Origin of the sequence: Janthinobacterium sp. SUN026, from assembly GCF_030397625.1 — a bacterium.
GTDB classification, from domain to species: Bacteria; Pseudomonadota; Gammaproteobacteria; order Burkholderiales; family Burkholderiaceae_D; genus Janthinobacterium; species Janthinobacterium kumbetense.
The window spans coordinates 1,106,665-1,132,959 of the sequence record NZ_JAPQNU010000002.1 but is presented as its reverse complement, the minus strand read 5'-3'; the positions used below and the strand labels follow the sequence as shown (position 1 = coordinate 1,132,959).

Here is a 26,295-nt window from a genome sequence, read left to right as displayed (position 1 = left end):
TTCGCAAGAGCAACTCGACGCGGTAGCCAGACGACTCAACGAGCGCCCCAGGAAGACGCTACACTACCAAACACCGGCTCAACGATTTGAACAGTGTGTTGCGTTGACCGATTGAATCCGCACCCCGAAGCGGACATTGTGGAACAACTTACGCGCCGTTAACCACGCCGAAATTTATCGTTGCAAATGGACTCAACAGCCGTATGAATTAGGGCCAATCTATCTTTGCTCGACGTGAAGGAACGACTCATTACAAAAAGTTGCGGGTGGCGCAGCAATGAAATTTTGTCGAATAGAGCGCGGAAGGGCTGCTGATCCACACGAATGTACGCTACAAATTGTCCAAGGTATAAGCGGTATGCATTAACGCCCTCCCATTTTTCACGTATTGGATCCATGAGCATATGGTGTCCGACTAGGTTATCGTCTTCCCATCGAGACAAGCAGGCTCCGAAACAAGCCGGAATTGGATCAGTAGAATCTTGAATCACTTTCGCCGCAGAAGCTTCGAACGGGCCGAGATTCACCCGTGAAAAAAATTCTCGAGATGACACGGACGCGCGCCAGAGTACGGAGATTAAGAATTGCATTATGAGATTTTGATCGACGTCATCCGCTTGGAATCCCACTACCCCCGAGCGAGTCTTTACCGCTCTGAAATGGCGATCTGTCTCATTAAGGAAAATTTTCGCGGCGTAGTCATCGAACGCTTGGAATAATTTTTCGCAGTCCTTGCATAGAATCGTCTGGTCGTAGACGCCATTTCTAGATTTTTTTGGAAAAGTCCCGCGAGTGTTTGAAGCTAAAATCGCTGCTTTTTTTTCTTCTTGATACGGTTTGTAGAAAGCGGCAGGAATTACATGAGAATTCCCTAGCTGCCGTAGTTCACCGCACAACTTACATTTTTTAAATTTTTCGGCTTTCATCAATTTTTTGGTCAGTATAGTTGGCGAGATGTCACTGCAGCACTGAGATCTAAATTTGTAGTCACGGTCCGCTTCTGGCCGTTTGCTGCCTTCAACTAGTGAGGCGCTTCTCGTCCCACCACGGCTTAGCCTGTTGTTCAACTAAGGAGGCTACTCTTGAAGCAATATTCTGGTAATCCGCCTGTCGTTTAAAGAAGCCAACTGGCTCAAACGAAAACCAATTGTCCGAACCGGGGCCACTTGCACCCAGTCGCAACCTTTTCGATGTCTGCGCAGCCCGTAGCTTGCTTACTGGGGCTTCTTTATCAATATACACGTTCTCTCTTCCTGGTTCTGCATACGACAACTCAGCTACAAAGCTGCCCCCTGCCAATCTAAACTGAAAGGAGAATAGGTCCACGTGTTGATTTAGCTCGCGATAAAAATGAGGGAATGTTCCTTTAAAACCCAATTTACGGAGCACCGGGACCACAACCTCCTTGAGGGCGTCATTCATCTCTTTTCTAGCATCGACCATGAGCGACTATTCAGTCCTTCCACATTTAGTAAATTTTTCAATGACCGGCCGCTTCTGGCCGATGGCGGACGAGCGCCTAAGCCGTGAACAGCCGATATGCGAGGAATACAATGACTGCGACGATGAGGCCGATTCCACAGTAAGTTGAGTACATCATGAACTTGCCCTCAGCGCTCCCTTCCTTGCTGAGCTTCGAATAATATGCCCAGGCATCGCCTGGTTCATATGCCTTTTTCTTTCGATGCTTGTAGTCGATGATTTGGTTCGGTATTCCAAAAACGATAGCAAACAACAACACAGCAATTTTAAAAAATATCATACTTTCCCGAGAGTAGTCTCGCCTGTCCAGTTGATGTCAAGCTAACCTGCTGACGAGATGAATGAACGGTGGCGATCGCCAACAGCAGTCCAATAGCATAATAAATTACCAAGTGGAAAAAATCACGCATTGTCACCGCAACGTGAATGGCCGCTTCTGGCCGGTTACTGACTGAATCACCCGAAGGTGGCATAGTTCTAAGCGTCAGTTGTCTTCACAGCATTCGCCAAGTGGCTTCGTTTATGTTTTTTTGAGAGCGACACACCCACAATCCAGGATATGGAAAATGCCGCTAAAAGCCTTCCAAAGGCCTGAGGGTTATTTGCCAATGCTGGCAGAGCGGCAATGGTTAGCGATAGCCAGTTGTAGACAGAGGCGCCGTTTACAGCGTTTCTTCCCAAGTGCTTGTTTAGCACTTCTCCCAGGCCATGGAAGGCCCATGCAACAAACGGCGTCAGAAACATTAATAAGGTGGTGGCAGCTTTTGGTTCCATGTGTTTTTCGTATTCAATTTTGAGAGGCTGCTCCTGGCCTGACCCGGTTGTTAATCAAAGATAATTCGCTGTCCCACTTCGAATTCATTCTCGTGGCAGTAAAACAGGATAAGCGGCGTGTCCTTCGAATAAACCATCGCGTCGTCACGTGACGGGACAAAAATATCCGACCAATTCTCGACCAGGAACACACTGTTGCACAAGAAACATTCGTCCTCTCCAAACACGACGATCAGCTGCTGGTTTCCTGGCATACGGGCACGTAACCATTTGCTTGCGATGGCCGCATCCTCTCCGGATGCGAACCGCTCGATCGCGTCAACGGTGTTAACGTTCAGGCCGAGATGCGTCTTCGAGTCGTGAAGGCCTGCTATCTCATAGGCGCGGCGGGCATCCTCGGCATGCAGCCAGGCGATATCCGCTGAGTGATGCTGTAGTTCCTGAACCCGCCAATGTGCTGTGTTCATCATTTCTCAAAGTTTCATATGCTCGTGGTTATGGCGAGCAGCGCGGTCGAATCCGGTGCATCCCTTGATCCTGGCGCCAAACAAGGCTGTCATCATGGCCCGGCTTTATCTGCGACCAGTATAACCAGAATCTAATTCTATTGGCATGATAAAAAAACAGTGTATCCTGCAATTCCAGCAGATATATTTTTTTGTCGAGGCAAAGAAAAAGCTGCGGCATTTGTTTTTGCTGGCGGAGTATCTTTGAATTGGCGCAATGGCATGGCGATATTGCGTGATGAATGCTATGCCGCAGGAAAATATGCAGACACTGCGCGGCGCCGGATAGCAGACCCAGTTACTTTCACCACAATGATAGGGAGATTCCCAATTGATGCAAATCAAAGAAAGCATTCACATTGCAGTCCCGCCCACGGTCGTCGACCAGATTTGGAGCGAGGTCGACCGATGGCACCTGTGGGATCCGGACACAAAGCAAGCCCGGCTCAATGGGCCGTTCGCGGTGGGGACGCATGGCAGGATCGTTCCCAGCAAGGGCATGGGCATTCCGTTGCTGGTCACGGAGCGCACTGCCGGCCGCTCGTTCACCGTCGAGGGCCACATCCCCCTGTTCCGCATCCACTTCGAGCACACGGTTGCCGCCGTCAATGGCGGGTCGGAAGTCGTTCACAGCGTGTGGTTTACGGGAGCGCTTGCCTTTCTGTTCGGCCCAGGCGTTGCCAGGCAAGTCAGGGACGGGCTTCCCAGGACGATGCTTTCGCTGAAGGCCTATGCCGAGAAGCGCAACGAAACACTCCATGATGGCGAGGCGGGCAGGGCGGACGCGACTACAGCCTGATAGATAGTTTCCCCTCGTCAATTCCTTGCAAAGCACTGCAGCAAATTAACGTGCCGTTCCCGTCATGATGGAATACAATTCTTGCGTGGCAGCCAGCTTGCCTGGCAAGGCCGGGCACGGCACCACGCTTTGACCTCGGAAAGATGTTGGCTTATGACTCTGCAGTTCCCCCAGCGAACGGCGCCTTGCGCGCCATCCACGCTCCGCCTTTCACGCAAGCCCCTCGTTTCCCTGTTCGTCCTGACGTTTTCGTGCCTGCTGCTCACGGCGCCCGTCATGGCGGCCACGCCAGCCAGCGGCAGCGTCATGCTGGAAGAACTGACCAGCACGGAGTTGCGCAGCCGTATCGACCATGGCGCGACCACTGTGCTGGTGCCGATTGGCGGCGTCGAGCAGAGCGGGCCGTACATCGCGCTGGGCAAGCACAATGTGCGCGCCGGGCTGCTGGCGCGGCAGATTGCGCAAAAGCTGGGCAATACCATCGTCGCGCCCGTCGTTTCCTACGTGCCGGAAGGCAGTATTTCGCCGCCGGCAGGCCACATGCGCTTTGCCGGCACGATCTCGATACCGCCAGCCGCCTTCGAGGCCGTGCTGGAAGGGGCGGCCGCCAGCCTGCGCCAGCATGGTTTCCGCGACATCATTTTTCTCGGCGACCATGGCGGCTATCAAAAGAACGAGCAGAACGTGGCGAATAAGCTCAACCGCGCCTGGGGCAAGGCTTCCACCGGCAAGGAAGCGCGCGCTTATGCCTTGCTCGACTACTATGACATCACGCAATCGGCCTATATTGCCGAACTGCAGAAGCGCGGCCACAGCAGCGCCGAGATCGGCCTGCATGCCGGCTTGGCGGACGCGGCGCTGATGCTGGCGACGGACCCGTCGCTCGTGCGCAGCGAGGCCATGGCCCACGGACCCAAGCCTGGCGTGGCGGACGGCGTGCGCGGCGATGCGACCCGCGCCACGGCTGAACTGGGCCAGATCGGCATCAAGCTGCAGGTGGACACCTCGGTGGCCGCTATCAGGCAGCTGCTGCAACGTCCTAAATAATTCCGCTGGAAGTGTTGAACTTCCGGCTTTTGCAACGAAACGACGCGAAATCACATGAAAAAATCTCAACGACGCACCATCGTCACCTTGTCCGCCCTGGCTGCCGCACTGGCCGGCCTGGGCGTGGCCAGCCAGGTCATCGGCGCCAGTACGCCGGCCCCGGCCGCCGCAGCGCCGGCCGCCGCCTATTCGCCGCTGCCGGGCATGCCGCCGCTGGTCGATCCGAAAAACGTGTACGGCAGCATCGCCAGCAGCAATATGAGTCCCGTCGTCAAGGATCACTTGCGCCGGGTCTACGTGCCCAACCTGCGCTCGAACGACGTGTATGTGATCGACCAGGACAGCCTGAAAGTGGTCGACAAGTTCAAGGTCGGCAGCGGCCCGCAGCACGTCGTGCCGTCGTGGGACTTGCGCACCCTGTGGGTGGCGAATAACGCCGAGCGCACGGACAAGGGCAGTTTGACGCCGATCGACCCCCTGACGGGCAAGCCGGGCAAGGAAGTGCCCGTCGATGATCCTTATAATATGTATTACACGCCGGACGGCAAGTCGGCCATCGTCGTGGCCGAAGCGCGCCACCGCCTCGATTTCCGCGATCCGAAGACCATGGCCGTGCAGTACTCGATCGACACGCCCCAGTGCGGCGGCATCAACCATGCCGATTTTTCCAATGACGGCCGCTACGCCATGTTCACCTGCGAATTCGACGGCACCATCGCCAAGATCGACCTGGTGGGCCGCAAGGTCGACGGCTATCTGAAATTGCAGATGCCGGCCAAGCGCTTTGCCGAATCGGGTCCCGTGGGCGGCCCGGCGAATGAAATCTGCAGCGTCAAGAAGGGCATGCCGCAGGACATACGCATCTCGCCGGACGGCAAGAAATTCTTCATCGCCGACATGGACGCCGACGGCGTGCACATCGTCGATGGCGCCACGCTGAAGGAAATCGGCTTCATCCAGACGGGCGTGGGCGCACACGGCCTGTACCCCAGCCGCGACGGCAAGAAATTGTACGTGGCCAACCGCGGCACGCACCGCATCCACGGCAAGCCGAAGGGCAAGGGCAGCGTCAGCGTGATCGATTTCGCGACGGAAAAAGTCGTGTCGAACTGGCCGATCCCCGGCGGCGGCAGCCCCGACATGGGCAATGTGAGTGCCGATGGTAAATATCTGTGGCTGTCCGGCCGTTTCGACGACGTGGTCTACCGCATCGATACGAACAGTGGCGACGTTTCCAAAGTGAAAGTCGGCCAGGAGCCGCACGGCCTGACCGTGTGGCCGCAGCCAGGCCGCTATTCGCTGGGGCATACGGGCAACCTGCGCTAGGCGAGGCGCGTGGCGCTCCCTGGAACCGCAGTGCCGGGTCTGCAGTTATGCTTGCCTAAAAAGCAATGTTGGCGCATACTGTATTCCCCATTCCACTACCTTCAGGGAGCACCAGCATGATTCTTGATCACATCGGTTTGAATGTCAGCGATGCACAGGCCAGCAAGGCCTTCTTTTCGGCCGCCCTGGCGCCCTTGGGCGTGTCGGTGGTGATGGAAGTGCAGGGCTGGGTCGGCCTGGGCAAGGATGGCAAGCCCGATTTCTGGTTCGGCGTGGGCGGCGCGCCGCATGCCGGCATGCATCTCGCCTTCGCGGCGGATAACCGCGCCCAGGTGGATGCGTTTTACCAGGCAGCGCTGGCAGCGGGCGGCAAGGATAACGGCGCCCCCGGTATCCGCGAAATTTATCACCCGAATTACTACGGCGCCTTCGTGCTGGGCCCCGACGGTCACAATGTCGAAGCCGTCTGCCACCGTCCCGAACCTTGACGCCGGTCATTACCTGAAGAGAGCAGCATGAAGCACAGCGCCACCCTGTTTGCCGACGATGCCGGCCGCTATGCCTACGTGAAAGCGGGCTTTTCCTGGCCGGCCCTGTTGCTGGGCTCGTTCTGGGCCGTCGCCAAGCGCCGCTGGTGGCTGTTGCTGCTCATGCTGGCCATGGATGCCTGCCTGTGGTTTGGCAGCCATCTGGCCACCGAACTGCGCATCGGCCCGATGATGCTGCTGATGGCCGCCGCGGAGCTCAGTTACCTGCTGGCGCGTGGCTGGTATGGCAACCGCTGGCTGGAAGCGTCGCTGCGCAGCCGTGGCTACAAGCCCGTCGTGCCGGGCTGAACCTGCCTGGCACAGATTTCCCGTCACGTCACTGACGTTTGCCAAAGGCAAGCCGTCCAGCCAAAACTTTCTGCGCAGCCTAGCGCACCTTTGATCCAGATCATCCCTCAACTGCGGTGCTCACGTAGCCTTGGGACTCGCGTTGCAAAGCATCGTCCCACCAATCGGATATGTTTTTTCGCGTTTCGTGGCGTAGCCCGGCCGTCTGCCTCACCGTTCGACAGCCGGTGGTGTCGCCATCTGTTTATGTCCACCCAACCGCTATCTAATGAGGAACTCCATGTATCCATATTCCCGTAGTGTTACCCCCGCCGCCAAAAACCACCTGGAAGCGCAACTGGCTTTTTTCAATGGACTGTCGAAGTCGCTGTTCCAGTCGGTGCAGCACTTCAGCGACCTGAACATGCAACTGGCGCAAGGCTTGCTGGAAGAAACCGCGGTCACCAGCCAGAACCTGCTGACGGTCGAGCGCGCTGAAGATGTGTTCCAGGTGGCTGCCGCAGCGGGCCAGCCAGCCGCCGAGCAACTGCGCAAGTACCAGCAACAGGTGTCGCGCCTGGCAGCCGATACGCAGGTCGAACTGGCCAACGTGGCAGAGCGTCATGTGAATGAAACGAGCCGTACTGCCAAGGCGCTGGCCGAAGAAGTGGCCCGCACGGCGTCGGAAGAAACGGAGAAAAACGTGCGCAAGCAGCAGGAAGCCATGCAGCGCATCGCTGAACCGTTCCAGGCCTATCAGCAAAACGGCGCCAGCCGCGACCAGCAACGGGGCGCGCAAAGCCGTGACGGCCAAAGCCTGCAAAGCGGCAGCCACCAGGGCAGCCAGCAGTCGGCCGGCAGCGAAGGCTCGGCCAGCGGCAGCGTATCGCAAGCGGGTTCCGCACAAAGCAAGAGCAGCAGCGCCAGCCGTAAAGAGTAAGTACGAGGCTGCTTGCGGCTGAACCGCTTCGCGAGGGCCGAGCCTTGAGTTGCGGCCAGCCGGCACGCAGCATCGTGCCTCCTGGTTTGGACAGAGCGCCCGCCCTTCACGGGGCGGGCGTTTTGTCGTATGCGTGCAGTTCAGAGGCCGGCGTGGCCGCGCCAGGTGAGCGGGTGGGCACGGTGATGCTTGCCGGCACGGCTGTCTTCGGCGAGACGGCGGACAAGACCGTATCACCGTTCCCGCTCGCGCTGTTGGCGTCGATGAAGGCGCTGACGGCGTCCAGGGTGGGCACCAGCCTGCGCAAGGGCGCGGCCAGCGTGGCGACCAGGGTGGCGTGGCCCACGTGGTCGAAATACGTTTCCGTCACGGGCCTGGCAAGCGTCCGCAGGGCCTTGGCCATGCCGCCCGTGTTGCGTCGCGGATCGACCAGTTTATCCTGTCCGGGCAGGGGGGCGATCAGCAGGGCGGGCGGGGCTGCGGCCGTCACGTGGTGGATGGGCTGTGACGCGGCGGGCGTGTCCGGGTAAAAGAAAACGGGCCGGGTGGTGGTGTTTTCGATCGGCAAGAAATCATAGGGGCCGGCCAGGCCTATCCAGCCCCGCAAGTCGTGCGGGTGCATGCCATGGCGCGCCAGCAGGCTGGCGTCGAGCGCCACCATCGCCGCATTGTAGGCGCCGGCGCTATGGCCCATGACGAACAGGCGCGTCGGGTCGCCGCCGTGGCGGCTCGATTCCATCGCGGCCCAGGCCACGGCGCGGGCCGCGTCCTGCAGGATTTCGGGATAGTGCACGTCCGGATACAGCCGGTAGTCGGCGATCACGGCCAGATAGCCGCGCGCCGCCAGCGCATGGCCAACGAAGGCATAGTCGGCGCGCTCGCCCGTCGTCCAGTTGCCGCCATAAAAGAACACCACCACGGGAACGGGCCCCGTGCGGGTCTTGGGGGCATACACGTCGAGCTTTTGCCGTGGCAGGGGGCCGTAAGCGAGGCCGCGCGTCACGTGCGAGGCGCTGCCGGACGAGAAGGCATTGATGGCCATCAAGGGCGAGCAGGCGGCCAGGCCGGCAGCCAGCGGGATGGCCGCCAGCAAACCGAGCAGGGTGGTGCGCAGGATCGTCATGCCAGCTCCTGATGGTGAGGGTTGATGCTTGCAGTGTAGGCCAGGCAGGGCAGGGCGCACACGGGGAAGTTGCTGTATAGCATAGATAAATGTGGCATGCGTCAATCAATCCTGCAACAGCCATTTGCGCGCCGTGGCGATGACGGCATCCGACAGGGTGCGCGTGAGCGGGGTCTGGATATCCCAGGCATGCCAGGTCAGGGGCACGTCGAGCGCCTGTCCGGCCGCCACGTCGACCAGCCTGCCGGCGGCCAGTGCCGTTTCCGCCTGCAGCAAAGGCACCATGCCGTAAGCATAGCCCGCTTCGATGAAGCGCACAAAGTCGCGCGCCGAACCGAGCACGTGGTGCGGATAGCGGCCCGTGTAGCCGAGGCGGTGCTGCAGGTAGCGCTCGTGCAGCGCATCCTTGCTGCCGAACGTGATGGCGGGCGCCTGGCTGACGGCTTCCACCGTAAATCCATGGGGAAACCATTGCTGCGCGAACGCGGGCGAGGCCACGCACAGGTAGCGCATGCCGCCCAGCGGCGTGGCCGTGGTGCCCGCCACCAGGTCGTTGGCGCTGGTGACGCAGGCAAACACGCGCCCTTCGCGCAACTGGCTCAGGGTGTGGTCCTGGTCGTCGAGGCGGATATCGAGCAGGCAGGACGGCGGCGACAGCAGCGGTCCCAGCGCTTCCGGGATCCAGGTGGCGGCGCTGTCGGCGTTGACGGCGATGGCCAGTTCCGGCAAATGCGTGGTGGGGCCGGGCTGGGCGTCGAGCGCCGCTTCGAGCAGCTTGACTTGCCGGTAATGGGCGATCAGGCGCTGGCCCGCTTCCGTGGGCAGGGGCGGGTGGCTGCGGATGATCAATAAAGTGCCTTCCAGGTTTTCCAGGGTGCGGATGCGCTGCGACACGGCCGGCTGGCTGATCGCCAGCGCCTGCGCGGCCTTTTCAAAGCTGCCCAGGCCGATCACGGCGTCGAGGGCGGCCAATCCACGGTAATCGACGACGCGCATAAGTTTCTCTTATATATGGTTAGAATCATTCATTATACTTATATTTACTTTTTCTTTACACTGTTGAAATAGGGTAACAACTCCACTCTCCCGCGCGGTCCTGCTGGTACCGCTACACCCTCCACCTACCTTTGATGACTTTGCCGTTGCCGGCAGAGCGTGGGCGGCCGTGCGCGTGATGGAAAGCAATAAAGGAATCGATATGGACAGCGCAATCTTCTTGAAAGGCATGGGGCTCGGAGCGAGCCTGATCGTTGCCATCGGCACGCAAAACGCCTTCTTGCTGAAACAGGGCTTGAAGCGTCATTACGTGCTCACCTGCATCCTGGTCTGCCTGGTGTGCGATGCGATCTTGATCACGGCCGGCGTGGCCGGCATGGGCACTTTCATTGCAGACAACCCCAATTTCCTGCTGTGGGCCAAGGCCGGCGGCGCCACCTTCCTGATCGCATATGGCTTGCGTGCCGCCAAGTCCGCCTGGCGCCCAACGGCCTTGACGGTGTCGGCTGCCAAGTCGCCGGAAGGCTACTGGGCCGTGATCGGCGCCGCACTGGCGTTCAGCCTGCTGAACCCGCACGCCTTCCTCGATACGGTCATCCTGCTCGGGTCGATCGGCGGCCAGCATGAAGGCGTGGGACGTTTCTACTTCGCCGGCGGCGCCATCATGGCTTCGGCCCTGTGGTTCTTCCTGCTGGGCTTTGGTGCCCGCTACCTGGCGCCCGTGTTTGCCAAGCCCATGGCCTGGCGCGTGCTCGACGGCATCATTGCGCTCGTCATGTGGGCCATCGCCGCCTCGCTGTTCCTGTAATCAGCGGGTCAGGAAGGCCAGCACGCGGCTGGCCAGCTTGCCATACGGCGGCCACAGCAGTTTCAACGCACTGTAGCGGGCCTGGTAAAACACGGGCCGCAGCTTGCTGAAGGTGTGAAAGCCTTCGACGCCGTGGTAGTGGCCCATGCCGGACTCGCCCACGCCGCCGAACGGCAGGTCGTGCTGGCCCACGTGGTACAGGGCGTCGTTGACGGACACGCCGCCCGACATCACGCGCTCGATCAGCAACTGCACCGTGTCTGTTTTGTTGCTGAATGGATAGATGGCCAGCGGCAGTGGTCCCGCATTGATGCTGTCGATCACGGTGTCAAGCCTGGCATAGCCGCGCAGCGGCAGGATGGGACCGAAGATTTCCCGCGTCAGCAGCAGGCTGTCCTCAGGGGCGCCGAGCACGATGTGCGGCGCGATCTTGCGCGTGGCGCGGTCGTAGGCGGGCCCCGGCAACAGCGAAATTACTTGCGCGCCCCGCGCGCGTGCTTCGTCGAGCGCCTGCAGCAGGCGATCAAAGGCGGCCTCGTCGATTATGGAGGTGTAGTCGGGCGTGTCCAGCCGCGGGTAGCGCGTGGGCACGATGGCGCGTGCGTGCTCGACGAAGGTAGGAATGCTGGCCTCTGGCAGCCAGGCGTGGTCGACGCTGGTGCAGATTTGTCCCGCGTTCAGAAACTTGACGAACAGGATGCGCTCGGCTGCCGTGCGCACGTCGAAATCGGCGCAGACGATGGCCGGCGCCTTGCCGCCCAGCTCCAGCGTGACGGGGCACAGATTGCGCGCGGCGGCCGCCATGACGGCGCGGCCCGTCTGGCCGGAACCCGTAAACAGCAGGTGATCGAACGGCAGTTGCGAAAATTCCATACCCACGCCGCCCGTTTCGTCAAAGAACTGCAGCTTTTCCGGCGGAAAGTAGGCGGGTATGGTGTCGATCAGCAGCCGCGCCAGGTGGCGCGAGTTTTCGCTCATCTTGACCATGGCGCGGTTGCCGGCGGCGAAGATGTAGGTCAAGGGCACCAGGCTCAGGTTCACGGGGAAATTCCATGGCACGATGACGCCCACCACGCCCAGCGGCTGCGGCATCACGCGGTTGCGGGCGCCAGGAAAGCTGCGCCAGTCCACGCCGCGGCGCTGCGGCCGCATCCATTTTTTCAAGTGTTTTAATACATGGGCGATGCCATCGATGGCGGGGAAGATTTCCGCCAGCAAGGTTTCGTGACGGGAACGGTTGCCGTAGTCGGCGCTGATCGCCGCGCACAGCGCGTCTTTATGGTCGTGGATGAAGCGCTGCAAGGTGTGCAGGTCGCGTTTGCGCTCGGCCAGGGTCGGCACGGGGTGGGCCAGGCAGGCGGCGCGCTGCAAGCGCAGGGCGGCGGCGAGTTCGGTGCTCAATAGCATGTTTTCTGCGACATCAGGCATTGTTTTCCTTGGCCGGCCCGGCAATGTGCGCGCCGTTTCATCACACGTTTCAGCACACTATAGTGGACTCTGCGGACAAGTGCCGCCAGCGTGCCGACGGCGCTGCACGATACGCCGTAAAATGTCCGGCAACTGTACGCTACTCTTTCCAGGAACGCCATGACCTCGACCACGCCAGACTCCCTGCACATCGTGTGCCCCCATTGCGACGCCGTCAACCGCTTGCCGGCGGCGCGCCTGATTGAACAGCCCACGTGCGGCAAGTGCCAGAAGGATTTATTTACGGGCCAGCCCGTGGACCTGGCCAGCGCCCGCTTCCTCAAGCATATCGAACGCAGCGACATTCCCGTGCTGGTCGACTTCTGGGCGCCGTGGTGCGGTCCGTGCCGCAGCATGGCGCCATTCTATGTGCAAGCCGCCAAGACCCTGGAACCCGCATTTCGCGTCGTCAAGGTGAATACGGAAGCGTCGCCGGACCTGGGCAGCCGTTTCAATATCCGCAGCATTCCCACCCTGGCCCTGTTCCGCAGGGGCGTGGAAGTGGCGCGCCAGCCGGGCGCCATCGATGCGCAAGCCATCATCGCCTGGGCGAGGGACAAGGCGCGTCTCTAGGCGCATGGGAAAACCATTGAGGTTTTCCATTTGACATTTAATATGGTGCCATATTATATTGCGCCATATGATAAAACTCGAACAGAAATACACAGCCTTGCTGGGCGACGTGCAGCGCCGCGCCAGCGGTCTCGACATGGCGCAGTCCACGGCGCGCTTGCGTCTGTGCTTTGAAGTGCTGGGCCTGGCCTCCGCCATCGATGGCGATTGCGCCGCGCGCCTGGGCCGGCATGGCTTGTCGGAAGGAAAATTTGTGCTGTTGTCCCTGCTGCGTGACGTGCCCGGCGGACTGTCGCCGCACGAACTGGCCGAGCAGGCCGGCGTGACGCGCGGCACCATCACGGGCTTGCTCGACGGCCTGGAACGCGATGGTTTCCTGGCGCGCCACGCGGACCAGGTCGACCGGCGCAAGCTGCTGGTGCGCCTGAGCGCCAAGGGAGACATGGCCGCCGCGACCCTGGTCGATGAACACGCGCAATGGATCGCCAGCCTGTTTGCCGATTTCACGCCGGAAGAAATGCAGTTGCTGAGTGCGCTGCTGGAAAAAGCCTGGCGCAAGACGGATAGAGGTGAAATGCAGGATGCGCCATGAGCCGCGGCGTCGCCGACATCGCTCCCGCGCGCCTGGCCCTGCTGAACGGCGGGAGCGTGGCCAGTACCACCCTGACGGAAGGGCTGGCCATCGATTTCAGCGTGCTGCTGGCTGCGGCCGTGCCCGCTATCGGCGCCGCCCGCCTGGATCAACTGCGCGCGCAGGCCGCAGCCGGCATCACCAAACGCATGGCGCTGGCGGCACAATTGCTGCTGGAAGCCAACACCGACCTGGCGCTGCTGCAAGCACATGCCTCCGACACGGTACGTGGCTGGGTCTGCTTTGCCATCGCCGCGCAGGCTGGCCTGACCTTGCCGCAACGGCTGGCGGCCATGCGGCCGCTGGCCGACGATGGGCACTTCGGCGTGCGCGAATGGGCCTGGCTGGCGCTGCGGCCCCATCTGGCGGAGAGCCTTGACGAGGCCATTGCCTTGCTGGCGCCGTGGACGGCTGACCCGTCGGAAAGAGTACGCCGCTTCGCCTGCGAAGCGCTGCGCCCGCGCGGCGTGTGGTGCGCGCATATTGCCCGGTTGAAAGAACAGCCGCAGCTGGCCTTGCCCGTGTTGCACGCCTTGCGCGCCGATCCGGCCGTCTACGTGCAGGATTCCGTGGCCAACTGGCTCAACGATGCGGCCAAGAGCCAGCCGGATTGGGTGCGCAGCCTGTGTGCGCAATGGCTGCAGGAAAGTGCCAATGCCGCCACCCAACGCATCTGCAAGCGCGCCCAACGCTCGCTTGCTTAACTTTTTGGAGGAAAACATGCATTACCTGTTAGAACTGTACAGCCCGAAACCCGCCTGGCTGGCCCTCGATGCCGCCGCGCGCCAGGCGTATTTCGGCACGGTGGGCGCCGGCATGGCAGCCTTGTCCGGCACGGGTGCCGAAGCGCTGGCCATGGGCGCCATCGATGGCGGCAAGCTGCATGGGGCTGCCCAGCAATTTTATGCCGTCTGGCGCTTCCCGGACGAGGCGGCACTGGATGTCTTGCTGGCCGGCATCGCGGCCACGGGCTGGCATGATTACTTCGACACCATCAATGCGGCGGGACCGGCCGTGGATTTTCCTGCCCACCTGGCGCAACTGGCGGGCATCTAGCCGTCCGCCGTTTTCCTTGCCGCTGCGGTAAAGTTGGCATTTTCATCCGACCATTGACGTTGATGCCAATCAAACTGCTCTCCATCCTGATGCTTGCCCTGGCGCCCATGCTGGCCTCGGCCATTCCTGCCACCCCGCAAGCCCTCGTCGCCGCCGCCCGCAAGCAGGTGGGCGTGACCCTGCAGTACGATCCGCGCTATGAACGCCTTGCCTATCCGGGCGGCGACGTACCGCTGGAACGGGGCGTGTGCACGGACGTGGTGGTGCGCGCCTACCGTCAGCTGGGGCAGGATTTGCAGGTGCTGGTGCACGAAGACATGCGCAAGGCGTGGCAGGTGTACCAGCAGCAGGGACGCTGGCAGATGAAGGGGCCGGACCGCAATATCGACCACCGGCGCGTGCCGAACCTGGGCACCTACTTTGCCCGCCATGGCACCAGCTTGCCGCCAAGCAAAGAGGCCAACGCTTACCGCGCGGGCGACATCGTCACCTGGCGCCTGCCGCGCAACCTCACGCACATCGGCATCGTCAGCGACAAGCAGTCGTGGAGCGGCGTGCCGCTCATCATCCACAACATCGGCGAAGGCGCGCGCGAGGAAAATATTCTATTCAGCTATCCCATCACGGGACACTATCGTTGGCAACCCCGCTGAGGGGCAGGGGAGCGATCTCTTGCAGGATCGCCAGCACCTGGGTCAGCGCCGTGTCGATATCGAGCTTGTCGATGGCGCCATAGCCGAGGAACAGGCCTGCGTGGCGTGCCACGCCATGGTAAAAGCCCGATAACGCATACAGGCTGATGTCGGCCAGGCGCGCGCGGCGCAGCAATTCGGCGATATCGAGCGGCGCCTGGGCCAGGGCCGCCACGTGGAAGCCGGCGCTGGCGGGCACCAGGCGGAACCACGGCGCCAGCGGGCCGTTGAACCAGTGCTGCAGCCGCTCGCGCCGCCCCGCATAGATATCGTGGCAGCGGCGGATATGGCGCAGCAGATGGCCGTCGCTGATGAACTTGGCCAGCGCATGCTGGCCCAGGCTGGCCGTGTGACAATCGCTCAGGTATTTCACCGTTTCCACGGCGGCCACGATAGCTTGCGGCAGCACAACATAGCCGAGCCGCAATTCTGGCAGCATGATCTTGGAAAAGCTGCCCACGTGCGCGACGACGCCGTAGCGGTCCATGCTTTGCAGGGAATCTTCGGGCCGGCCTTCGTAACGGAAGGCGCTGTCGTAGTCGTCCTCGATGATGATGGCGCCCAGCTGCTGCGCCCGTTCCAGCAAGGCATGGCGGCGCGCCATGCTCATCGGCATGCCCAGCGGAAATTGATGCGCGGGCGTGACATAGATCAGCCGCGTGCCGTCCGGGATTTGTCCGACGATGAGGCCATCCTCGTCCACGTCGATGCCCACCACGCGGGCGCCCTGGCTGGCGAACACGGCGCGCGCCACCGGGTAGCCGGGTTCTTCCACGGCAACCGTGTCGCCTGCTTCCAGCAAGGTCAGCGCCAGCAGGTGCAAGGCTTGCTGCGCGCCGCTGGTGACGAGCACTTGTTCCTCGGTGCAATGGATGCCGCGGCTGAAAGCGGCATGGCCGGAGATCGCCGCGCGCAAGGCCGGCAAGCCGGCAACAGGGCCATAGCGGCCGCGCGCCTGGCCACCCTGGCGCAGCGCGTGCAGCATGCAGGCGCGCCATTCATCCTGCGGGAAGTGCGCGGGCGTGGCGCGCCCGCCGATGAAGGCATAGCGCGCCGGCTCTTCCTGGCTGGCGCGGCGCAGGGGCGTGGGCGTCGCTTCCCAGCGGGCGATGCGCTGGGCGCTGGCCAGCGGCGTGCTGGCGTGCCGGCGCTGCGGCGACGCGTGCGGCGTCTGCACGAAGCTGCCCACGCCCACTTTGCCGACCAGCAGCTTTTCATAACCGAGCTTGTCATACACGTCGGACACCGTCTTGCGCGACAGGCCCAGCTGGCTGGCCAGCAGGCGCGAGGGCGGCAATTGCTGCCCGTCCGTCAGCCGGCCCGAGCGGATGGCCTCGCTGAGCTGGCGGTACAGCTGGCCGCCCAGGTCGCGCGTGCCGTCGATCAGGATGTGTAATTCCATGGAGTATCTGCTGGTGGTCTGCTGTTTTTCGGGGGGATTGGCCTGCCGCGTGCTGTTCCTGGGCTACTACAATGGTGCATCTCTACTCCCTCAAGGAATGCATCATGACACAGCAACGACTCGATTTTACACAAGCTTCGCCGGACGCCGTCAAGGCCATGTACGCGCTGGAAGCGGCAATCGCCAGGCTGGGCGTGGAACACTCGCTGCTCGAGCTGATCCGCCTGCGCGCCTCGCAAATCAATGGCTGCGCTTTTTGCGTGGACATGCACACGAGCGACGCGCGCAAGGCGGGCGAAACGGAGCGCCGCCTGTATGCCGTGTCCGTCTGGCGCGAAACGCCGTTCTTCACGCCGCGCGAGCGGGCCGTGCTGGCCTGGACGGAAGCGCTGACCCTGCTGCCGCAAAGCCAGGCGCCCGATGACGTGTATGCGGCGCTGGCGGAACAATTGACGCCGGCGGAAATGGTCAACGTGACCCTGGCCATCGGCTCCATCAATACCTGGAACCGCCTGGCCGTGGGTTTCCGCAAGATGCCCGAATAAATCCTGTGTTCGTTCGCGAACAGACGCCTGGCTGATCCCTGCGTAGTCTGGCAAGACAACTTGTCAGCGGGGGAACGGCCATGGAAGTCAATATCAGCGAAGCAATTGAAAAGACACCGGAACAGCTGGAAGAGGCGCGCCGCGAATTCATCGCGGAACTGTGGCGGCGCTTTGAAACCTTGCAGGAATGGGCCGTCAGCCACTGGCCCGACCAGGAACACCCGCTCAGTTCCGCCGACTTCGTCGAGGCGCGCAAGGAAATCTTGAGCCTGCGTTCGCCGGCCGGTTCCCTGAACCAGCCGGCGCAGCAAAATGAAGCGGAACCGGAGCAGGGCGGCGCGCAGTATGTGGATGTGACGCCCGCCCCCTGGCCTTGAGGAGCGCCTGAGAAAACGTCCATGACTGCGTTGCCGTGCCTTGCCGTACTAGCGTACTGCCTGCGGCACGGCGCCTTGTCCTGAACGTTTTTCAGGTGCCCCCGTCCTGAAAAATCCGCTGTAAAAGCTACTGCTTGACCACTTCCGCTTTCTTGCCCTGCGCAAACACCCAGCACAGCAAACTCACCAGCAATCCCGCCATCACGCCATACGCCAGGTTCAGGGCGCTGTCGAACAGCAGCGGCGCCACCAGGCCCGACACCAGCGCGAACAGCAGCATCTGGATGAACGATTGCATCGACGATGCCAGGCCGCTGTTGTTGGGGAAGTGGTTCAGGGCCATCAGGGTCATCGGCGGCATGGCGATCGACAGGGCGAACGAGTAGAAGAACAATGGCAGCACGGCCCACGGCACTTCGGCGGCAAAGAAGTAGTTGTAGCCGATGTTGACCAGCGCGGCGATCAGCATCAGGATGAAGCCTGTCCAGATCATCTGGCGCTGGCTGTAGCGGTGGGCGATTTTCGCCGACAGGGCCGAACCGAACACCATGCCGCTAATTAATGGAATGAACAGCCAGGCGAACGCCGTCTCCGGCAGGTGCAGGATGTTGATGATGAAGTAGGCGGCCGAACCGATGTACAGGGCGAAGCCGCCAAAGGCGGCGCCGATGGCCGTCGACAGCAGCAGGAATTGGCGGTGGCACAGCACTTTCCAGTAATTGACGGCGATGTCGCCCAGGTGGAAGGCGTGGCGCTGCTCCTTCGGCAAGCTTTCCGGCAGCGCGCGCCAGACGACGACGAACATCAGCACGCCGAAGGCCGTCAGGAACCAGAAGATCCAGCGCCAGCCCAGGCCCACCTGCAGCCAGCCACCCAGCACGGGCGCGATGGCCGGCGCCAGCGCGAACACCATCATGATGTGCGAGAGGATTTTCTGCGCGGCGGCGCCCGAATAGCGGTCTTGCACGATGGCGCGGCCGATCACGGAACCGGCGCCCGCCGACAGGCCCTGCAGCACGCGCCAGGCCAGAAGCCAGCCCAGCGACGGCGCCAGCGCGGCGCCCACGGAAGCGATCACATACAGCACCAGCGAGACGAGAATGACGGGACGGCGGCCGAACGAGTCGGACAGGGTGCCGTAAAACAGCATCATGAAGGCGAACGTGAACAGGAAAAAGCTCAGGGTTTGCTGCACCAGCAGGGGGCTGGCATTGAAATCATGCGCGATGGCGGGGAAAGACGGCAGATAGGTGTCAATTGCAAGCGGTCCGACCATCGCCAGGCCCGCCAAAATCCATGTTAATAATTTAGTCATGTTGAAGAGTGTTTTTGTTAGTCCGTCATTTTACGCTAGTGACCGGAATCAGGTTTGGCGCCGGCCTTTTTGCCAACCATATGCGTTTTTCGCATATAGAATCTTGAAATTCTTCGTTTGCATCGCTTGCCGCCGCCGCTAAGCTGGGGCGACCCGGCTTGTTTGCCGTTTTCTGGAAGTGATACGCCATGCACAGTATTTATCCCGCGGCGCCCGCCGACGACACGGCCCAGTGGAACCTGGGGCCCGTGATCCAGGCCTTGCGCAGCTCGCGCGAAGACAAGCACAAGATCCGCCATAACGGCAGGGTGCGCGAACTGCCGTCGCGCGAAGCCCTTACCACCATCGTCAACGGCCTGTCGGCAGCCTTGTTCCCCACGCATTACGGGCGGTCCAACCTGACGGACGAAAGCATCGATTATTTTGTCGGCGACACGCTCAACACCACCCTGAACCGCCTCAGCGAGCAGGTGCGGCGCGGCTTGCTCTTTTCCGTGCCGGCCGGCGATGAAGGCGATGGCGCCAGCGACGATGCGGCCCTGGCGCAGCAGGCGCGCGACATCACGCGCGCCTTCGCCGCCAGCCTGCCCGATATCCGCGCGCTGCTGGTGTCGGACGTGCAGGCCGCCTACGCGGGCGACCCGGCCGCCACCTCGGTGGCCGAGATCATGCTGTGCTATCCGGGCACCATCGCCATCCTGTACCACCGCCTGGCGCACCGCCTGCACGCGCTCGGCGCGCCCTTCCTGGCGCGCCTGATCGCCGACATCGCGCACACCTTGACGGGCATCGACATCCACCCGGGCGCGCATATCGGCGCCTCCTTCTTCATCGACCACGGCACGGGCGTGGTGATCGGCGAGACGGCCATCATCGGCCAGCGCGTGCGCCTGTACCAGGCCGTTACCCTGGGCGCCAAGCGCTTCCCGGCCGATGCCAGCGGTGTGCTGATCAAGGGCACGCCGCGCCACCCCATCGTCGAGGACGACGTGGTGATTTACGCGGGCGCAACCGTGCTGGGGCGCATCACCATCGGCGCGGGATCGACCATCGGGGGGAATGTGTGGCTGACGCAGAGCGTGCCGCCAGAAAGCAATGTATCGCAGGCGCAGATGCGCAACGATTGAAGCGTGGCCGAGAAAACGTCCATGGCGGCGCTGCGCTTTGCCCTGAACGTTTTTCGGCCACTCTTCGCGCCAGGAGAGGGTTCCTGGCTTTGTGATGACCTTACTTCACCGTCAGCGCTTCATAGCGCGCCACGGGCACGCCATCCTTCAACAGCAGCAATTCCTGGTCGGCGTAGCGGTAGCCATTGACTTCGCCCAGGGTGGTCAGCAGCAGGCGTTCCAGGTCCATGTCCTGCGGCTGGCACATCATCATGGTGCCTGCCAGTTGTCCAAAGTTCAAGGTGCTGACGCCATCGCTGGTGTAGCCGCCCATCATCTGGTTGCAGCCGCTGTTGCCGCTGGCGCGGCCTTCAGCCAGCAGCAGGGTCACTTCGCGCTGCTCGGGCGCCTTGCGCACCACTTGTTTGCCCTGCAATTCCTTCAGCTTCCACTGCGTGCCCGTCAGCTTGGGCGCCGGCTTGGCTGGCGAGGTGGCGCCTGGCGCGGCGGCGGCAGCGTCGCTGCGCACCGGTGTTTGCGCGCAGCCGGCGGTGATGGCGACGATGGCGGCGAGGGGAATCAGGCTGGCGAGTTTGAACATGGCGGTTCCTTCTTTAAATGAATGGCGCCAGCGTAGCAGATCGGCGCTGCGCCAGCGTGCACGGTTGACAAGCTCATTGGCAATCTCACTGCTGCTTTTCCTGTTCCAGCCGGGAGTCGAGCACGGTACGCGCCGCCGCCACATAGGCGCGGCAGGCTTGCGGGTCGACAAAGGCGTCGCTGCCGGCCGTGGCGCTCGCTTCCAGCCGCTCCCACAACTGTGCAGCCTCCGGATGCGCGGAAATGAGCACGTCGCAGGGCAGTTTTTCCAGGGTCTCGAAGCTGCGGCGCAAGTCCGCCACCGCGTTCGGATACTCGCTGCTGGCGCTGAACTTGAAGCCGGGACGCGAGACGGCGTTGAGGCTGTCCGCATAGACCATGTTCAGGCAGCGGGGGCCGTCGCACGATTGCCACGTCCAGCTCAAGCCTCCGGGTGTGTGGCCCGGCGTGGCGTGCGCCGTCAGGTTGACAGGTCCGACATTGAACTGGCCGCCGTCGCGCGCCAGGCGCATGTCCTTCACGGGCGGGTACTTGGGCAGCGCGTGGTATTGCGGGTCGTCCGGCCCCACTTCACCCGACGCCAGGTCCAGCGCCGCCGACGGGCTGGCGGCCACCAGCGCATTGCTGCGCCGCTGCAGTTCGGCCAGACCGCCCGCATGGTCGATATGGCCGTGCGAATTGAGGATCAGCTTGACGTCCTCGATGCGAAAACCAAGCGTGCCGATATTGGCGATGATCTTGGGCGCCGATTCCGGCAAGCCGCCGTCGATCAGCACGTGGCCCTGCGGCGACGTCACCAGCACGGAACTGAGGCCTTTGACGCCCACATAATAGGTATTGCCGAAGATGCGGAACGGCGCCTGGTCCGCATTCCAGGTGGCGCAGACGTCGCAGCCAGGCGTCGGCGGCGTGACTGGCGCCTGCGCCAATGCCAGGGAGCCATGGCCTGCCAGCAGCGCCAGTGCCAGCGCGCGCGTAAGAGTGGGGGGCATTGCGATCCTTATCCGTGGTACCAGGGTGGCATATGCTGACATGGAACGGGGCGCGACGCAAACGCTAAGGGGCGGCGGACGGCGTACCGGCGGCATCCTGCTGGTAGACCAGTTCGATCAGGGTATCGTCCGCATAGCGGGTGTCGCCCAAGGGGGCCAGGAAGGACGTGCCGCCATTTTTCACCTGCAGCGCGACGCGGCGCCCGCCATCGAGCAGGGTAGCGCTGGCGATGGCCGGATCGCTATACGTGCTCATCTTGAGTTCAACGGCGGAGCACCAGTCGGTGGTGCGCAGCTTGGCGGCGATCAGGGTGCGCAGCAAGAAGGGTGTCTCTTTCTTGGCAATGGCGATGCCGACCTGGCACTGCAGGCGCAGGTCGCCCAGGCGGCGCATGCCGGGCGGTACATCGTCGCTGCGGACGCTGGCTTGCCAGCGGTACGCGTCCTTCTTCCTGTTGGTGACCAGGTCCGCGTCTTCGCGCTCGGCTTGCGCGCTGCGCGGCAGCGTAAAACTGCCGTCGGCGGCAAGGGACAGGACGATTGAGGTCTCATTGCCGGCGATACGCAAGCTCAGATCCTGCATGGCGTTGTCCGGTGCGCCGGGGCCGGGAATCAGCTGGAAGCGCACTTCGCGTGCCCTGGGCGCCAGTGCATGGTGGTCGTCAAAGGCATCGAGGCCCGCGGTCATCACGCGGTAGGACTTGAGTTCCGGGTTGCGGATGCTGCTGACGTGGATGGACTGGCTGGTGTCGACCGCTGCGTCGGCAGGTATGTCAGCCTGCGTATCCGCGTGAGCTGCGATGTGGCTGAGGGCAAGGATGACGAGAACGGGAAGGAAAGGAAGATGCACGTAGCCGCCTGTTTGTTTTCAAGATGGCAAACTAACATGAATGATAAGGCTTGTCACTGACGGTGCAGCGCGAGCCTCAGATCGCGTGCGCGGCGTGCAGTTCGCCGAGGATGGCCTCTTTTAATTGCGCCTGTGCCGCTGGCGTGCGCAGGCGGGGCCGGGGCGCGGCCACGTCGTACTGGGCGCGTGGCGGTCCGGCGCGCGTGTCGAGCATGACGATGCGATCGCTCAGGTACAGCGCTTCATCGATATCGTGCGTCACCAGCAGCACGCTCAAGCCATGGCGCGCGGCGACGGCGGCCAGCAAGTCTTGCAGCTTCATGCGCGTAAAAGCATCGACGGCGGAAAACGGTTCGTCCAGCAGCAGGATGCGGGGCTGGCCAAACAGGCCGCGGGCAATCGCCGCGCGCTGCGCCTGGCCGCCCGACAACTGCTTGGGCAGGCTGTCCGCATGGCCCTGCAAGCCTACTTCCTCCAGCAATTGCGCGACCCTGGGATTGTCTTCACCTTTGGGACCGAGGCCGAAGGCGATGTTTTGCGCCACTGTCAGCCAGGGAAACAGGCGCGGTTCCTGGAAGATCAGGCCGATGTCAGCGTGCACTCCCGCCAGCAGCTTGCCGTCGAGGCGCACGGTGCCGCGAAAATCCGTATCGAGACCGGCCACGATGGATAGCAGGCTGCTCTTGCCGCAGCCGCTGGCGCCGATCAGGCTGACGATCTCGCCCTGGCGCAGCTGCAATTGCAGGTTGTGCAGCACGCGCCGCGCGCCATAGGCTTTGTCATGGATGGCGATGTCGAGCAGGGCAGTCATGCGTGGGGGCTTTCGTCAGGAAGTGGCATAGCTGTCACGCCAGGCGAGCAAGCGGGTTTCCAGGCGCTGCATCAGGCTGTCGCTGGCCTTGCCCAGCACGGCCAGCAGCACGATGGCTGCGAGCACGATGTCGGCGCGGCTCGTTTCGCGCCCGTCGCTGAGCAGGTAGCCGAGGCCCTGGCTGGCGGCGATCAGTTCGGCCGCCACCATGAACATCCAGGCCAGGCTCAAACCGTTGCGCAAACCCGTGAAGATGGCCGGCAGCGCGGCCGGCAGCAGCACGCGCCGCGCCAGCGCGGGGCGGCTCAAACGGTACAGACGGGCCGCGTCGATCAGCTTGCGGTCCACGTCGCGGATGCCCGAGGCTACGCCCATGTACACGGGGAAGAGGGCGCCGATGCCGATCAGGACCAGTTTCGGTGCTTCATCGATGCCTAGCCACAGCAGCAGCAAGGGCACCCAGGCCAGCGAGGGAATGGCGCGCAGGGCCTGGAACGTGGGGTCGAGCAGCGCTTCCGCCGTGCGGTTCAAGCCCACCGCCGCACCGAGCACGATGGCCAGCAGCGCGCCGCCCGCAAAGCCGATGGCCACGCGCGCGGTGCTGGCCAGCACATGGCCGGCCAGGCCCTGGCGTGCCAGTTCGGCGATGGTGGCGCCGATGTCGCTGGGCGCAGGCAGCAAATTGGCGGGAATGGCGCCCGTGCGCACGCCCAGCTCCGCTGCCAGCAGCGCCAGGGCGGGCAGAAGCAGGCCAAGCGCCGCGCGTGGCAAGGGCGGGCGAAAGAGTTTGTGCCGGACGCCCGTGTCGTGGGCCGGTGCCGGCGCGGCGAGCGTGTCTCTGGCCATGAGCGTCTACGCCTTGCTGATGAAGGGCGCGGCGAAGCGCGTGTCGACCAGGTCCGCGATGGCGCGGTTCACGTCGGCGCCGGGTTTGACCAGCGCTTCCTCGGCGAGGATGGGCGCGGCCACCAGCAGGGCCTTCACATGCTCGTTCGACGGCTGCGGATTGCTGAAGTCACTGCGCAGTTTCACCTGCAGCAGCGCTACCGGCAGGCTGACCTTGGCTTCTTCCGACAGGATTTTCACCGCCTCTGCCGGATTTGCGCGTATCCAGGCGCGCGCCCGTTCGTAGGCCTGTATCACCTTGCCCACTTCGGCGGGGCGGCTGGCCAGGAAGTCCTCGCGCACGTTCAGGAAGCCGTAGGTGTTGAAGGCCACGTTGCGGTAGATCAGGCGCGAACCGGCTTCCAGTTCGCTGGCGGCCATGTGCGGATCGAGGCCGGCCCAGGCATCGACCTTGCCCTGTTCCAGCGCCGCGCGGCCATCGGCATGCTGCAGGCTGACGTGTTCGATGTCGCCGCGTTTCAGGCCGGCCGTCTTCAATGCGCGCAGCAAGAACAGATACGGGTCGGTGCCCTTGGTGGCTGCCACCTTCTTGCCCTTCAAGTCGGCGAGGTTGCGGATGGGACTATCCTTGCGCACCACCAGCGCCGTCCATTCGGGACGCGAAAAAACATACGGCGCACGGATGGGGTTGCCATTGGCGCGCGCCAGCAGGGCAGCCAGGCCGGCGCTCGAACCGATGTCGATGCTGTTGGCGTTCAGGTATTCGAGCGCGCGGTTGCTGCCCGCGCTGAGCACCCATTTGATGCTGGTGCCGTCCGGCTTGAACGCTTCTTCCAGCCAGCCGAAGCGGCGCAGCACCAGGCTGGTGGGCGAATAATAGGCGTAATCGAGGCGCAGCTCTTTCAGGGGCGCTTGCGTGGCGGCGCGGGTGAGGCCGGGCAAGGCGGCGATGGAGGCGCCGCTGGCGGCCAGTTGCAAGATGGTTCTGCGTTTCATGGTGTCCTTGAGTGGGAAATCTGATGCGTCAGGCCGCTGCCAGGGCGGCGTCGGCGGGGGCGATGCTGACCTGACGGCCCGCGTGATCGGCGGGCAGGCGCGGGCCCTGGCCGAAGACCTTGTGGCGCAAGCTGCCTTCCTCGTAATGGGTACGGTAGCGGCCGCGCCGCTGCAGTTCCGGCACGATGTATTGCACCACGTCGGCCATGCTGTCGTGGGCGACGGCGAAGGCCAGATTGAAACCGTCGATGCCCGTTTCATCGAGCCAGCTTTCCAGCTGGTCGGCCACCTGGCGCGCGTCGCCGACGATGACTGGGCCGCGTCCGCCCAGGCCGATGTATTCGGCCGCTTCGCGCACCGTCCAGCGGCGGTCCGGGTCGGCTTGGCTGAACGAGGCCAGCGCCGAGCGGCCGGCCGGTGAATCGATGTACTCGATGGTGGCGTCAAGCGGGTAGCGGCTGAAATCGACGCCCGTCCAGCCGGACAGCAGCACGAGGGCCGCCTCGATATTCACGTGACGCAGGTAATCGGCATGCTTGGCGCGCGCTTCTTCTTCCGTGACGCCCGTGATGACCAGCGCTTGCGCGTAGATGAGCAATGCGTCGCCATCGCGCCCGCTTTGCCGCACGGCGGCGCGCAAGTCGTCCGCGTAACGCTTGACGACTGTCTTGCTGGGGCCACTGACAAAGGTGGCTTCCGCATGGCGCGCCGCGAAGCGCGTGCCGCGCGGCGAGGTGCCCGCCTGGTACAGCAGGGGCGTGCGCTGCGGCGACGGCTCGCACAAATGGATGCCGGGCACCTGGTAGTGGCGCCCGGCATGGTTGATCGGATGCACGCGGGCCGGATCGGCATAGATGCCGCGCGCCTTGTCGTTGACGACGGCGTCGTCGTCCCAGCTCTTTTCCCACAGCTTGTAGACGACGTCCAGGTATTCGTCGGCCAGGTCGTAGCGCTCGTCGTGGCCCAGCTGCTGGCTCAAGCCCAGGTTGCGCGCCGCGCTATCGAGATAGCCGGTGACGATATTCCAGCCGATGCGCCCTTTCGTCAGGTGATCCAGGGTGGAAATGCGGCGCGCGAACGTGTACGGGTGCTCGTAGGTGAGGGCGCAGGTGACGCCAAAGCCAAGGTGCGTGGTGGCCTGCGCCATGATGGGCACGAGCGCCAGCGGGTCGTTCAGCGGCACCTGCACGCCGTGTTCCAGGGCCGCATCGAGGCTGCCCCGGTACACGTCATACACGCCCAGCACGTCGGCGAGGAAAACCGCGTCGAACAGGCCCGCTTCCAGCAGTTGCGCCAGTTCGGTCCAGTGTTCGGGATCGGTATAGCGGTGGCTGCGGTCGCGCGCATGCGTCCACAGGCCCGGCGACTGGTGGCCGACGGTATTCATCTGGAAGGCGTTGAAGCGTATCGACTTGGCCAT

Annotated in this window: 31 protein-coding genes and 1 pseudogene; 16 read left to right on the top strand and 16 right to left on the bottom strand. The window is 62.9% G+C overall.

The window, feature by feature from the left end:
• Positions 1-115 (top strand): annotated as a pseudogene (locus OX459_RS14705) (IS30 family transposase); the annotation flags it as partial.
• A 43-nt stretch (positions 116-158) separates the two neighbouring features.
• Here OX459_RS14705 and OX459_RS14700 read toward each other — a convergent pair.
• From OX459_RS14700 to OX459_RS14685, 4 genes are all read right to left on the bottom strand, one after another.
• Positions 159-926, bottom strand: a complete 768-nt coding sequence (locus tag OX459_RS14700) for a hypothetical protein (protein ID WP_289905576.1) — start codon at positions 924-926, stop codon at positions 159-161.
• A gap of 91 nt (positions 927-1,017) precedes the next feature.
• The gene (locus tag OX459_RS14695; RefSeq protein WP_289905575.1) at positions 1,018-1,422 is read right to left on the bottom strand and encodes a DUF4304 domain-containing protein; all 405 of its coding nucleotides are present in this window, start codon (positions 1,420-1,422) and stop codon (positions 1,018-1,020) included.
• 537 nt (positions 1,423-1,959) lie between these two features.
• Positions 1,960-2,256, bottom strand: coding sequence for a hypothetical protein (locus OX459_RS14690; RefSeq protein ID WP_289905574.1), 297 nt, complete (start codon positions 2,254-2,256; stop codon positions 1,960-1,962).
• 50 nt (positions 2,257-2,306) lie between these two features.
• Positions 2,307-2,723 (bottom strand): hypothetical protein, encoded by a 417-nt coding sequence (locus OX459_RS14685; protein WP_289905573.1) that lies wholly within the window; start codon positions 2,721-2,723, stop codon positions 2,307-2,309.
• Between the two features lie 373 nt (positions 2,724-3,096).
• Here OX459_RS14685 and OX459_RS14680 point away from each other — a divergent pair, with 373 nt between their 5' ends.
• From OX459_RS14680 to OX459_RS14655, 6 genes are all read left to right on the top strand, one after another.
• A complete protein-coding gene (locus OX459_RS14680; RefSeq protein ID WP_289905572.1) occupies positions 3,097-3,561 on the top strand; it encodes an SRPBCC family protein in 465 nt (154 codons plus the stop codon).
• Positions 3,562-3,714: 153 nt separating this feature from the next.
• Positions 3,715-4,608, top strand: coding sequence for a creatininase family protein (locus OX459_RS14675; RefSeq protein WP_354669662.1), 894 nt, complete (start codon positions 3,715-3,717; stop codon positions 4,606-4,608).
• A 54-nt stretch (positions 4,609-4,662) separates the two neighbouring features.
• Entirely contained in the window at positions 4,663-5,934 is a 1,272-nt protein-coding gene (locus OX459_RS14670; RefSeq protein WP_099664588.1) for a YncE family protein, read from the top strand.
• 116 nt (positions 5,935-6,050) lie between these two features.
• The gene (locus OX459_RS14665) at positions 6,051-6,422 is read left to right on the top strand and encodes a VOC family protein (protein ID WP_289905571.1); all 372 of its coding nucleotides are present in this window, start codon (positions 6,051-6,053) and stop codon (positions 6,420-6,422) included.
• Between the two features lie 27 nt (positions 6,423-6,449).
• Positions 6,450-6,770 carry a hypothetical protein gene (locus tag OX459_RS14660; protein ID WP_099664586.1) on the top strand — a complete coding sequence of 107 codons (321 nt, stop codon included), beginning with the start codon at positions 6,450-6,452 and terminating at the stop codon, positions 6,768-6,770.
• Between the two features lie 280 nt (positions 6,771-7,050).
• Positions 7,051-7,689 carry a phasin family protein gene (locus OX459_RS14655; protein ID WP_099664585.1) on the top strand — a complete coding sequence of 213 codons (639 nt, stop codon included), beginning with the start codon at positions 7,051-7,053 and terminating at the stop codon, positions 7,687-7,689.
• A gap of 106 nt (positions 7,690-7,795) precedes the next feature.
• Here the strand turns inward: OX459_RS14655 and OX459_RS14650 are convergent, their stop codons facing one another.
• Positions 7,796-8,812, bottom strand: a complete 1,017-nt coding sequence (locus OX459_RS14650; RefSeq protein ID WP_289905569.1) for an alpha/beta hydrolase — start codon at positions 8,810-8,812, stop codon at positions 7,796-7,798.
• Between the two features lie 105 nt (positions 8,813-8,917).
• A complete protein-coding gene (locus OX459_RS14645) occupies positions 8,918-9,808 on the bottom strand; it encodes a LysR family transcriptional regulator ArgP (RefSeq protein WP_034785706.1) in 891 nt (296 codons plus the stop codon).
• Between the two features lie 202 nt (positions 9,809-10,010).
• Between OX459_RS14645 and OX459_RS14640 the strand changes: the two genes are divergently transcribed.
• The gene (locus tag OX459_RS14640) at positions 10,011-10,616 is read left to right on the top strand and encodes a LysE/ArgO family amino acid transporter (protein ID WP_034785705.1); all 606 of its coding nucleotides are present in this window, start codon (positions 10,011-10,013) and stop codon (positions 10,614-10,616) included.
• Here OX459_RS14640 and OX459_RS14635 read toward each other — a convergent pair whose 3' ends face one another.
• The gene (locus OX459_RS14635) at positions 10,617-12,044 is read right to left on the bottom strand and encodes a coniferyl aldehyde dehydrogenase (RefSeq protein WP_289905567.1); all 1,428 of its coding nucleotides are present in this window, start codon (positions 12,042-12,044) and stop codon (positions 10,617-10,619) included.
• 159 nt (positions 12,045-12,203) lie between these two features.
• Here OX459_RS14635 and trxC point away from each other — a divergent pair, with 159 nt between their 5' ends.
• The 5 genes from trxC (at position 12,204) to OX459_RS14610 (ending at position 14,996) form a co-directional block, all read left to right on the top strand.
• On the top strand, positions 12,204-12,656 hold the full coding sequence (trxC, locus tag OX459_RS14630; RefSeq protein ID WP_251351148.1) for a thioredoxin TrxC: 453 nt from the start codon (positions 12,204-12,206) through the stop codon (positions 12,654-12,656).
• 70 nt (positions 12,657-12,726) lie between these two features.
• Positions 12,727-13,248 (top strand): MarR family transcriptional regulator, encoded by a 522-nt coding sequence (locus OX459_RS14625; protein ID WP_289905603.1) that lies wholly within the window; start codon positions 12,727-12,729, stop codon positions 13,246-13,248.
• A complete protein-coding gene (locus tag OX459_RS14620) occupies positions 13,245-13,991 on the top strand; it encodes a HEAT repeat domain-containing protein (RefSeq protein WP_289905566.1) in 747 nt (248 codons plus the stop codon). The genes OX459_RS14625 and OX459_RS14620 overlap by 4 nt, the downstream gene beginning before the upstream one ends.
• 16 nt (positions 13,992-14,007) lie before the next feature.
• Positions 14,008-14,343 (top strand): DUF6616 family protein, encoded by a 336-nt coding sequence (locus OX459_RS14615; RefSeq protein WP_289905565.1) that lies wholly within the window; start codon positions 14,008-14,010, stop codon positions 14,341-14,343.
• A 62-nt stretch (positions 14,344-14,405) separates the two neighbouring features.
• Positions 14,406-14,996 carry a DUF1287 domain-containing protein gene (locus OX459_RS14610; protein WP_289905564.1) on the top strand — a complete coding sequence of 197 codons (591 nt, stop codon included), beginning with the start codon at positions 14,406-14,408 and terminating at the stop codon, positions 14,994-14,996.
• On the opposite strand, the gene OX459_RS14605 is transcribed toward OX459_RS14610, so the two are convergent.
• Entirely contained in the window at positions 14,965-16,437 is a 1,473-nt protein-coding gene (locus OX459_RS14605) for a PLP-dependent aminotransferase family protein (RefSeq protein WP_289905563.1), read from the bottom strand. The two genes, OX459_RS14610 and OX459_RS14605, sit on opposite strands and share 32 nt — an antisense overlap.
• Before the next feature lie 104 nt (positions 16,438-16,541).
• Between OX459_RS14605 and OX459_RS14600 the strand changes: the two genes are divergently transcribed.
• Together OX459_RS14600 and OX459_RS14595 are read left to right on the top strand one after the other, a co-directional pair.
• Positions 16,542-16,982 (top strand): carboxymuconolactone decarboxylase family protein, encoded by a 441-nt coding sequence (locus tag OX459_RS14600; protein ID WP_035817618.1) that lies wholly within the window; start codon positions 16,542-16,544, stop codon positions 16,980-16,982.
• An 80-nt stretch (positions 16,983-17,062) separates the two neighbouring features.
• Positions 17,063-17,359: a hypothetical protein gene (locus OX459_RS14595; protein WP_289899018.1), complete on the top strand. Its 297-nt coding sequence runs from the start codon at positions 17,063-17,065 to the stop codon at positions 17,357-17,359.
• A gap of 127 nt (positions 17,360-17,486) precedes the next feature.
• On the opposite strand, the gene OX459_RS14590 is transcribed toward OX459_RS14595, so the two are convergent.
• Positions 17,487-18,674 (bottom strand): multidrug effflux MFS transporter, encoded by a 1,188-nt coding sequence (locus OX459_RS14590; RefSeq protein WP_077402553.1) that lies wholly within the window; start codon positions 18,672-18,674, stop codon positions 17,487-17,489.
• A 188-nt stretch (positions 18,675-18,862) separates the two neighbouring features.
• Between OX459_RS14590 and epsC the strand changes: the two genes are divergently transcribed.
• The gene (gene epsC, locus OX459_RS14585; RefSeq protein ID WP_289905562.1) at positions 18,863-19,801 is read left to right on the top strand and encodes a serine O-acetyltransferase EpsC; all 939 of its coding nucleotides are present in this window, start codon (positions 18,863-18,865) and stop codon (positions 19,799-19,801) included.
• A gap of 100 nt (positions 19,802-19,901) precedes the next feature.
• On the opposite strand, the gene OX459_RS14580 is transcribed toward epsC, so the two are convergent.
• The 7 genes from OX459_RS14580 to OX459_RS14550 form a co-directional block, all read right to left on the bottom strand.
• Positions 19,902-20,381, bottom strand: coding sequence for an META domain-containing protein (locus OX459_RS14580; protein WP_289905561.1), 480 nt, complete (start codon positions 20,379-20,381; stop codon positions 19,902-19,904).
• Positions 20,382-20,466: 85 nt separating this feature from the next.
• The gene (gene bla, locus OX459_RS14575; protein WP_289905560.1) at positions 20,467-21,372 is read right to left on the bottom strand and encodes a subclass B3 metallo-beta-lactamase; all 906 of its coding nucleotides are present in this window, start codon (positions 21,370-21,372) and stop codon (positions 20,467-20,469) included.
• A 64-nt stretch (positions 21,373-21,436) separates the two neighbouring features.
• Positions 21,437-22,222 (bottom strand): hypothetical protein, encoded by a 786-nt coding sequence (locus OX459_RS14570; protein WP_289905559.1) that lies wholly within the window; start codon positions 22,220-22,222, stop codon positions 21,437-21,439.
• 76 nt (positions 22,223-22,298) lie between these two features.
• Positions 22,299-23,033, bottom strand: a complete 735-nt coding sequence (locus OX459_RS14565; protein ID WP_289905558.1) for an ABC transporter ATP-binding protein — start codon at positions 23,031-23,033, stop codon at positions 22,299-22,301.
• A 15-nt stretch (positions 23,034-23,048) separates the two neighbouring features.
• Positions 23,049-23,879 (bottom strand): ABC transporter permease, encoded by an 831-nt coding sequence (locus OX459_RS14560; protein WP_289905557.1) that lies wholly within the window; start codon positions 23,877-23,879, stop codon positions 23,049-23,051.
• Between the two features lie 6 nt (positions 23,880-23,885).
• On the bottom strand, positions 23,886-24,875 hold the full coding sequence (locus OX459_RS14555) for an aliphatic sulfonate ABC transporter substrate-binding protein (protein WP_289905556.1): 990 nt from the start codon (positions 24,873-24,875) through the stop codon (positions 23,886-23,888).
• Positions 24,876-24,903: 28 nt separating this feature from the next.
• Complete coding sequence (locus tag OX459_RS14550) at positions 24,904-26,295, bottom strand: LLM class flavin-dependent oxidoreductase (protein WP_289905555.1); 1,392 nt, start codon at positions 26,293-26,295, stop codon at positions 24,904-24,906.

What these genes read in the sequence shown, in the direction of transcription:
- bla (WP_289905560.1), bottom strand. Translation starts at nt 21,372, where the DNA reads ATGCCCCCCACTCTTACGCGCGCGCTGGCACTGGCGCTGCTGGCAGGC.
- OX459_RS14560 (WP_289905557.1), bottom strand. Translation starts at nt 23,879, where the DNA reads ATGGCCAGAGACACGCTCGCCGCGCCGGCACCGGCCCACGACACGGGC.
- OX459_RS14590 (WP_077402553.1), bottom strand. Translation starts at nt 18,674, where the DNA reads ATGACTAAATTATTAACATGGATTTTGGCGGGCCTGGCGATGGTCGGA.
- OX459_RS14595 (WP_289899018.1), top strand. Translation starts at nt 17,063, where the DNA reads ATGGAAGTCAATATCAGCGAAGCAATTGAAAAGACACCGGAACAGCTG.
- OX459_RS14550 (WP_289905555.1), bottom strand. Translation starts at nt 26,295, where the DNA reads ATGGCCAAGTCGATACGCTTCAACGCCTTCCAGATGAATACCGTCGGC.
- OX459_RS14665 (WP_289905571.1), top strand. Translation starts at nt 6,051, where the DNA reads ATGATTCTTGATCACATCGGTTTGAATGTCAGCGATGCACAGGCCAGC.
- OX459_RS14580 (WP_289905561.1), bottom strand. Translation starts at nt 20,381, where the DNA reads ATGTTCAAACTCGCCAGCCTGATTCCCCTCGCCGCCATCGTCGCCATC.
- OX459_RS14670 (WP_099664588.1), top strand. Translation starts at nt 4,663, where the DNA reads ATGAAAAAATCTCAACGACGCACCATCGTCACCTTGTCCGCCCTGGCT.
- OX459_RS14555 (WP_289905556.1), bottom strand. Translation starts at nt 24,875, where the DNA reads ATGAAACGCAGAACCATCTTGCAACTGGCCGCCAGCGGCGCCTCCATC.
- OX459_RS14605 (WP_289905563.1), bottom strand. Translation starts at nt 16,437, where the DNA reads ATGGAATTACACATCCTGATCGACGGCACGCGCGACCTGGGCGGCCAG.
- OX459_RS14640 (WP_034785705.1), top strand. Translation starts at nt 10,011, where the DNA reads ATGGACAGCGCAATCTTCTTGAAAGGCATGGGGCTCGGAGCGAGCCTG.
- OX459_RS14680 (WP_289905572.1), top strand. Translation starts at nt 3,097, where the DNA reads ATGCAAATCAAAGAAAGCATTCACATTGCAGTCCCGCCCACGGTCGTC.
- OX459_RS14645 (WP_034785706.1), bottom strand. Translation starts at nt 9,808, where the DNA reads ATGCGCGTCGTCGATTACCGTGGATTGGCCGCCCTCGACGCCGTGATC.
- OX459_RS14685 (WP_289905573.1), bottom strand. Translation starts at nt 2,723, where the DNA reads ATGAACACAGCACATTGGCGGGTTCAGGAACTACAGCATCACTCAGCG.
- epsC (WP_289905562.1), top strand. Translation starts at nt 18,863, where the DNA reads ATGCACAGTATTTATCCCGCGGCGCCCGCCGACGACACGGCCCAGTGG.
- OX459_RS14650 (WP_289905569.1), bottom strand. Translation starts at nt 8,812, where the DNA reads ATGACGATCCTGCGCACCACCCTGCTCGGTTTGCTGGCGGCCATCCCG.
- OX459_RS14635 (WP_289905567.1), bottom strand. Translation starts at nt 12,044, where the DNA reads ATGCCTGATGTCGCAGAAAACATGCTATTGAGCACCGAACTCGCCGCC.
- OX459_RS14610 (WP_289905564.1), top strand. Translation starts at nt 14,406, where the DNA reads ATGCCAATCAAACTGCTCTCCATCCTGATGCTTGCCCTGGCGCCCATG.
- OX459_RS14675 (WP_354669662.1), top strand. Translation starts at nt 3,715, where the DNA reads ATGACTCTGCAGTTCCCCCAGCGAACGGCGCCTTGCGCGCCATCCACG.
- OX459_RS14655 (WP_099664585.1), top strand. Translation starts at nt 7,051, where the DNA reads ATGTATCCATATTCCCGTAGTGTTACCCCCGCCGCCAAAAACCACCTG.
- OX459_RS14660 (WP_099664586.1), top strand. Translation starts at nt 6,450, where the DNA reads ATGAAGCACAGCGCCACCCTGTTTGCCGACGATGCCGGCCGCTATGCC.
- trxC (WP_251351148.1), top strand. Translation starts at nt 12,204, where the DNA reads ATGACCTCGACCACGCCAGACTCCCTGCACATCGTGTGCCCCCATTGC.
- OX459_RS14695 (WP_289905575.1), bottom strand. Translation starts at nt 1,422, where the DNA reads ATGAATGACGCCCTCAAGGAGGTTGTGGTCCCGGTGCTCCGTAAATTG.
- OX459_RS14600 (WP_035817618.1), top strand. Translation starts at nt 16,542, where the DNA reads ATGACACAGCAACGACTCGATTTTACACAAGCTTCGCCGGACGCCGTC.
- OX459_RS14620 (WP_289905566.1), top strand. Translation starts at nt 13,245, where the DNA reads ATGAGCCGCGGCGTCGCCGACATCGCTCCCGCGCGCCTGGCCCTGCTG.
- OX459_RS14615 (WP_289905565.1), top strand. Translation starts at nt 14,008, where the DNA reads ATGCATTACCTGTTAGAACTGTACAGCCCGAAACCCGCCTGGCTGGCC.
- OX459_RS14690 (WP_289905574.1), bottom strand. Translation starts at nt 2,256, where the DNA reads ATGGAACCAAAAGCTGCCACCACCTTATTAATGTTTCTGACGCCGTTT.
- OX459_RS14565 (WP_289905558.1), bottom strand. Translation starts at nt 23,033, where the DNA reads ATGACTGCCCTGCTCGACATCGCCATCCATGACAAAGCCTATGGCGCG.
- OX459_RS14700 (WP_289905576.1), bottom strand. Translation starts at nt 926, where the DNA reads ATGAAAGCCGAAAAATTTAAAAAATGTAAGTTGTGCGGTGAACTACGG.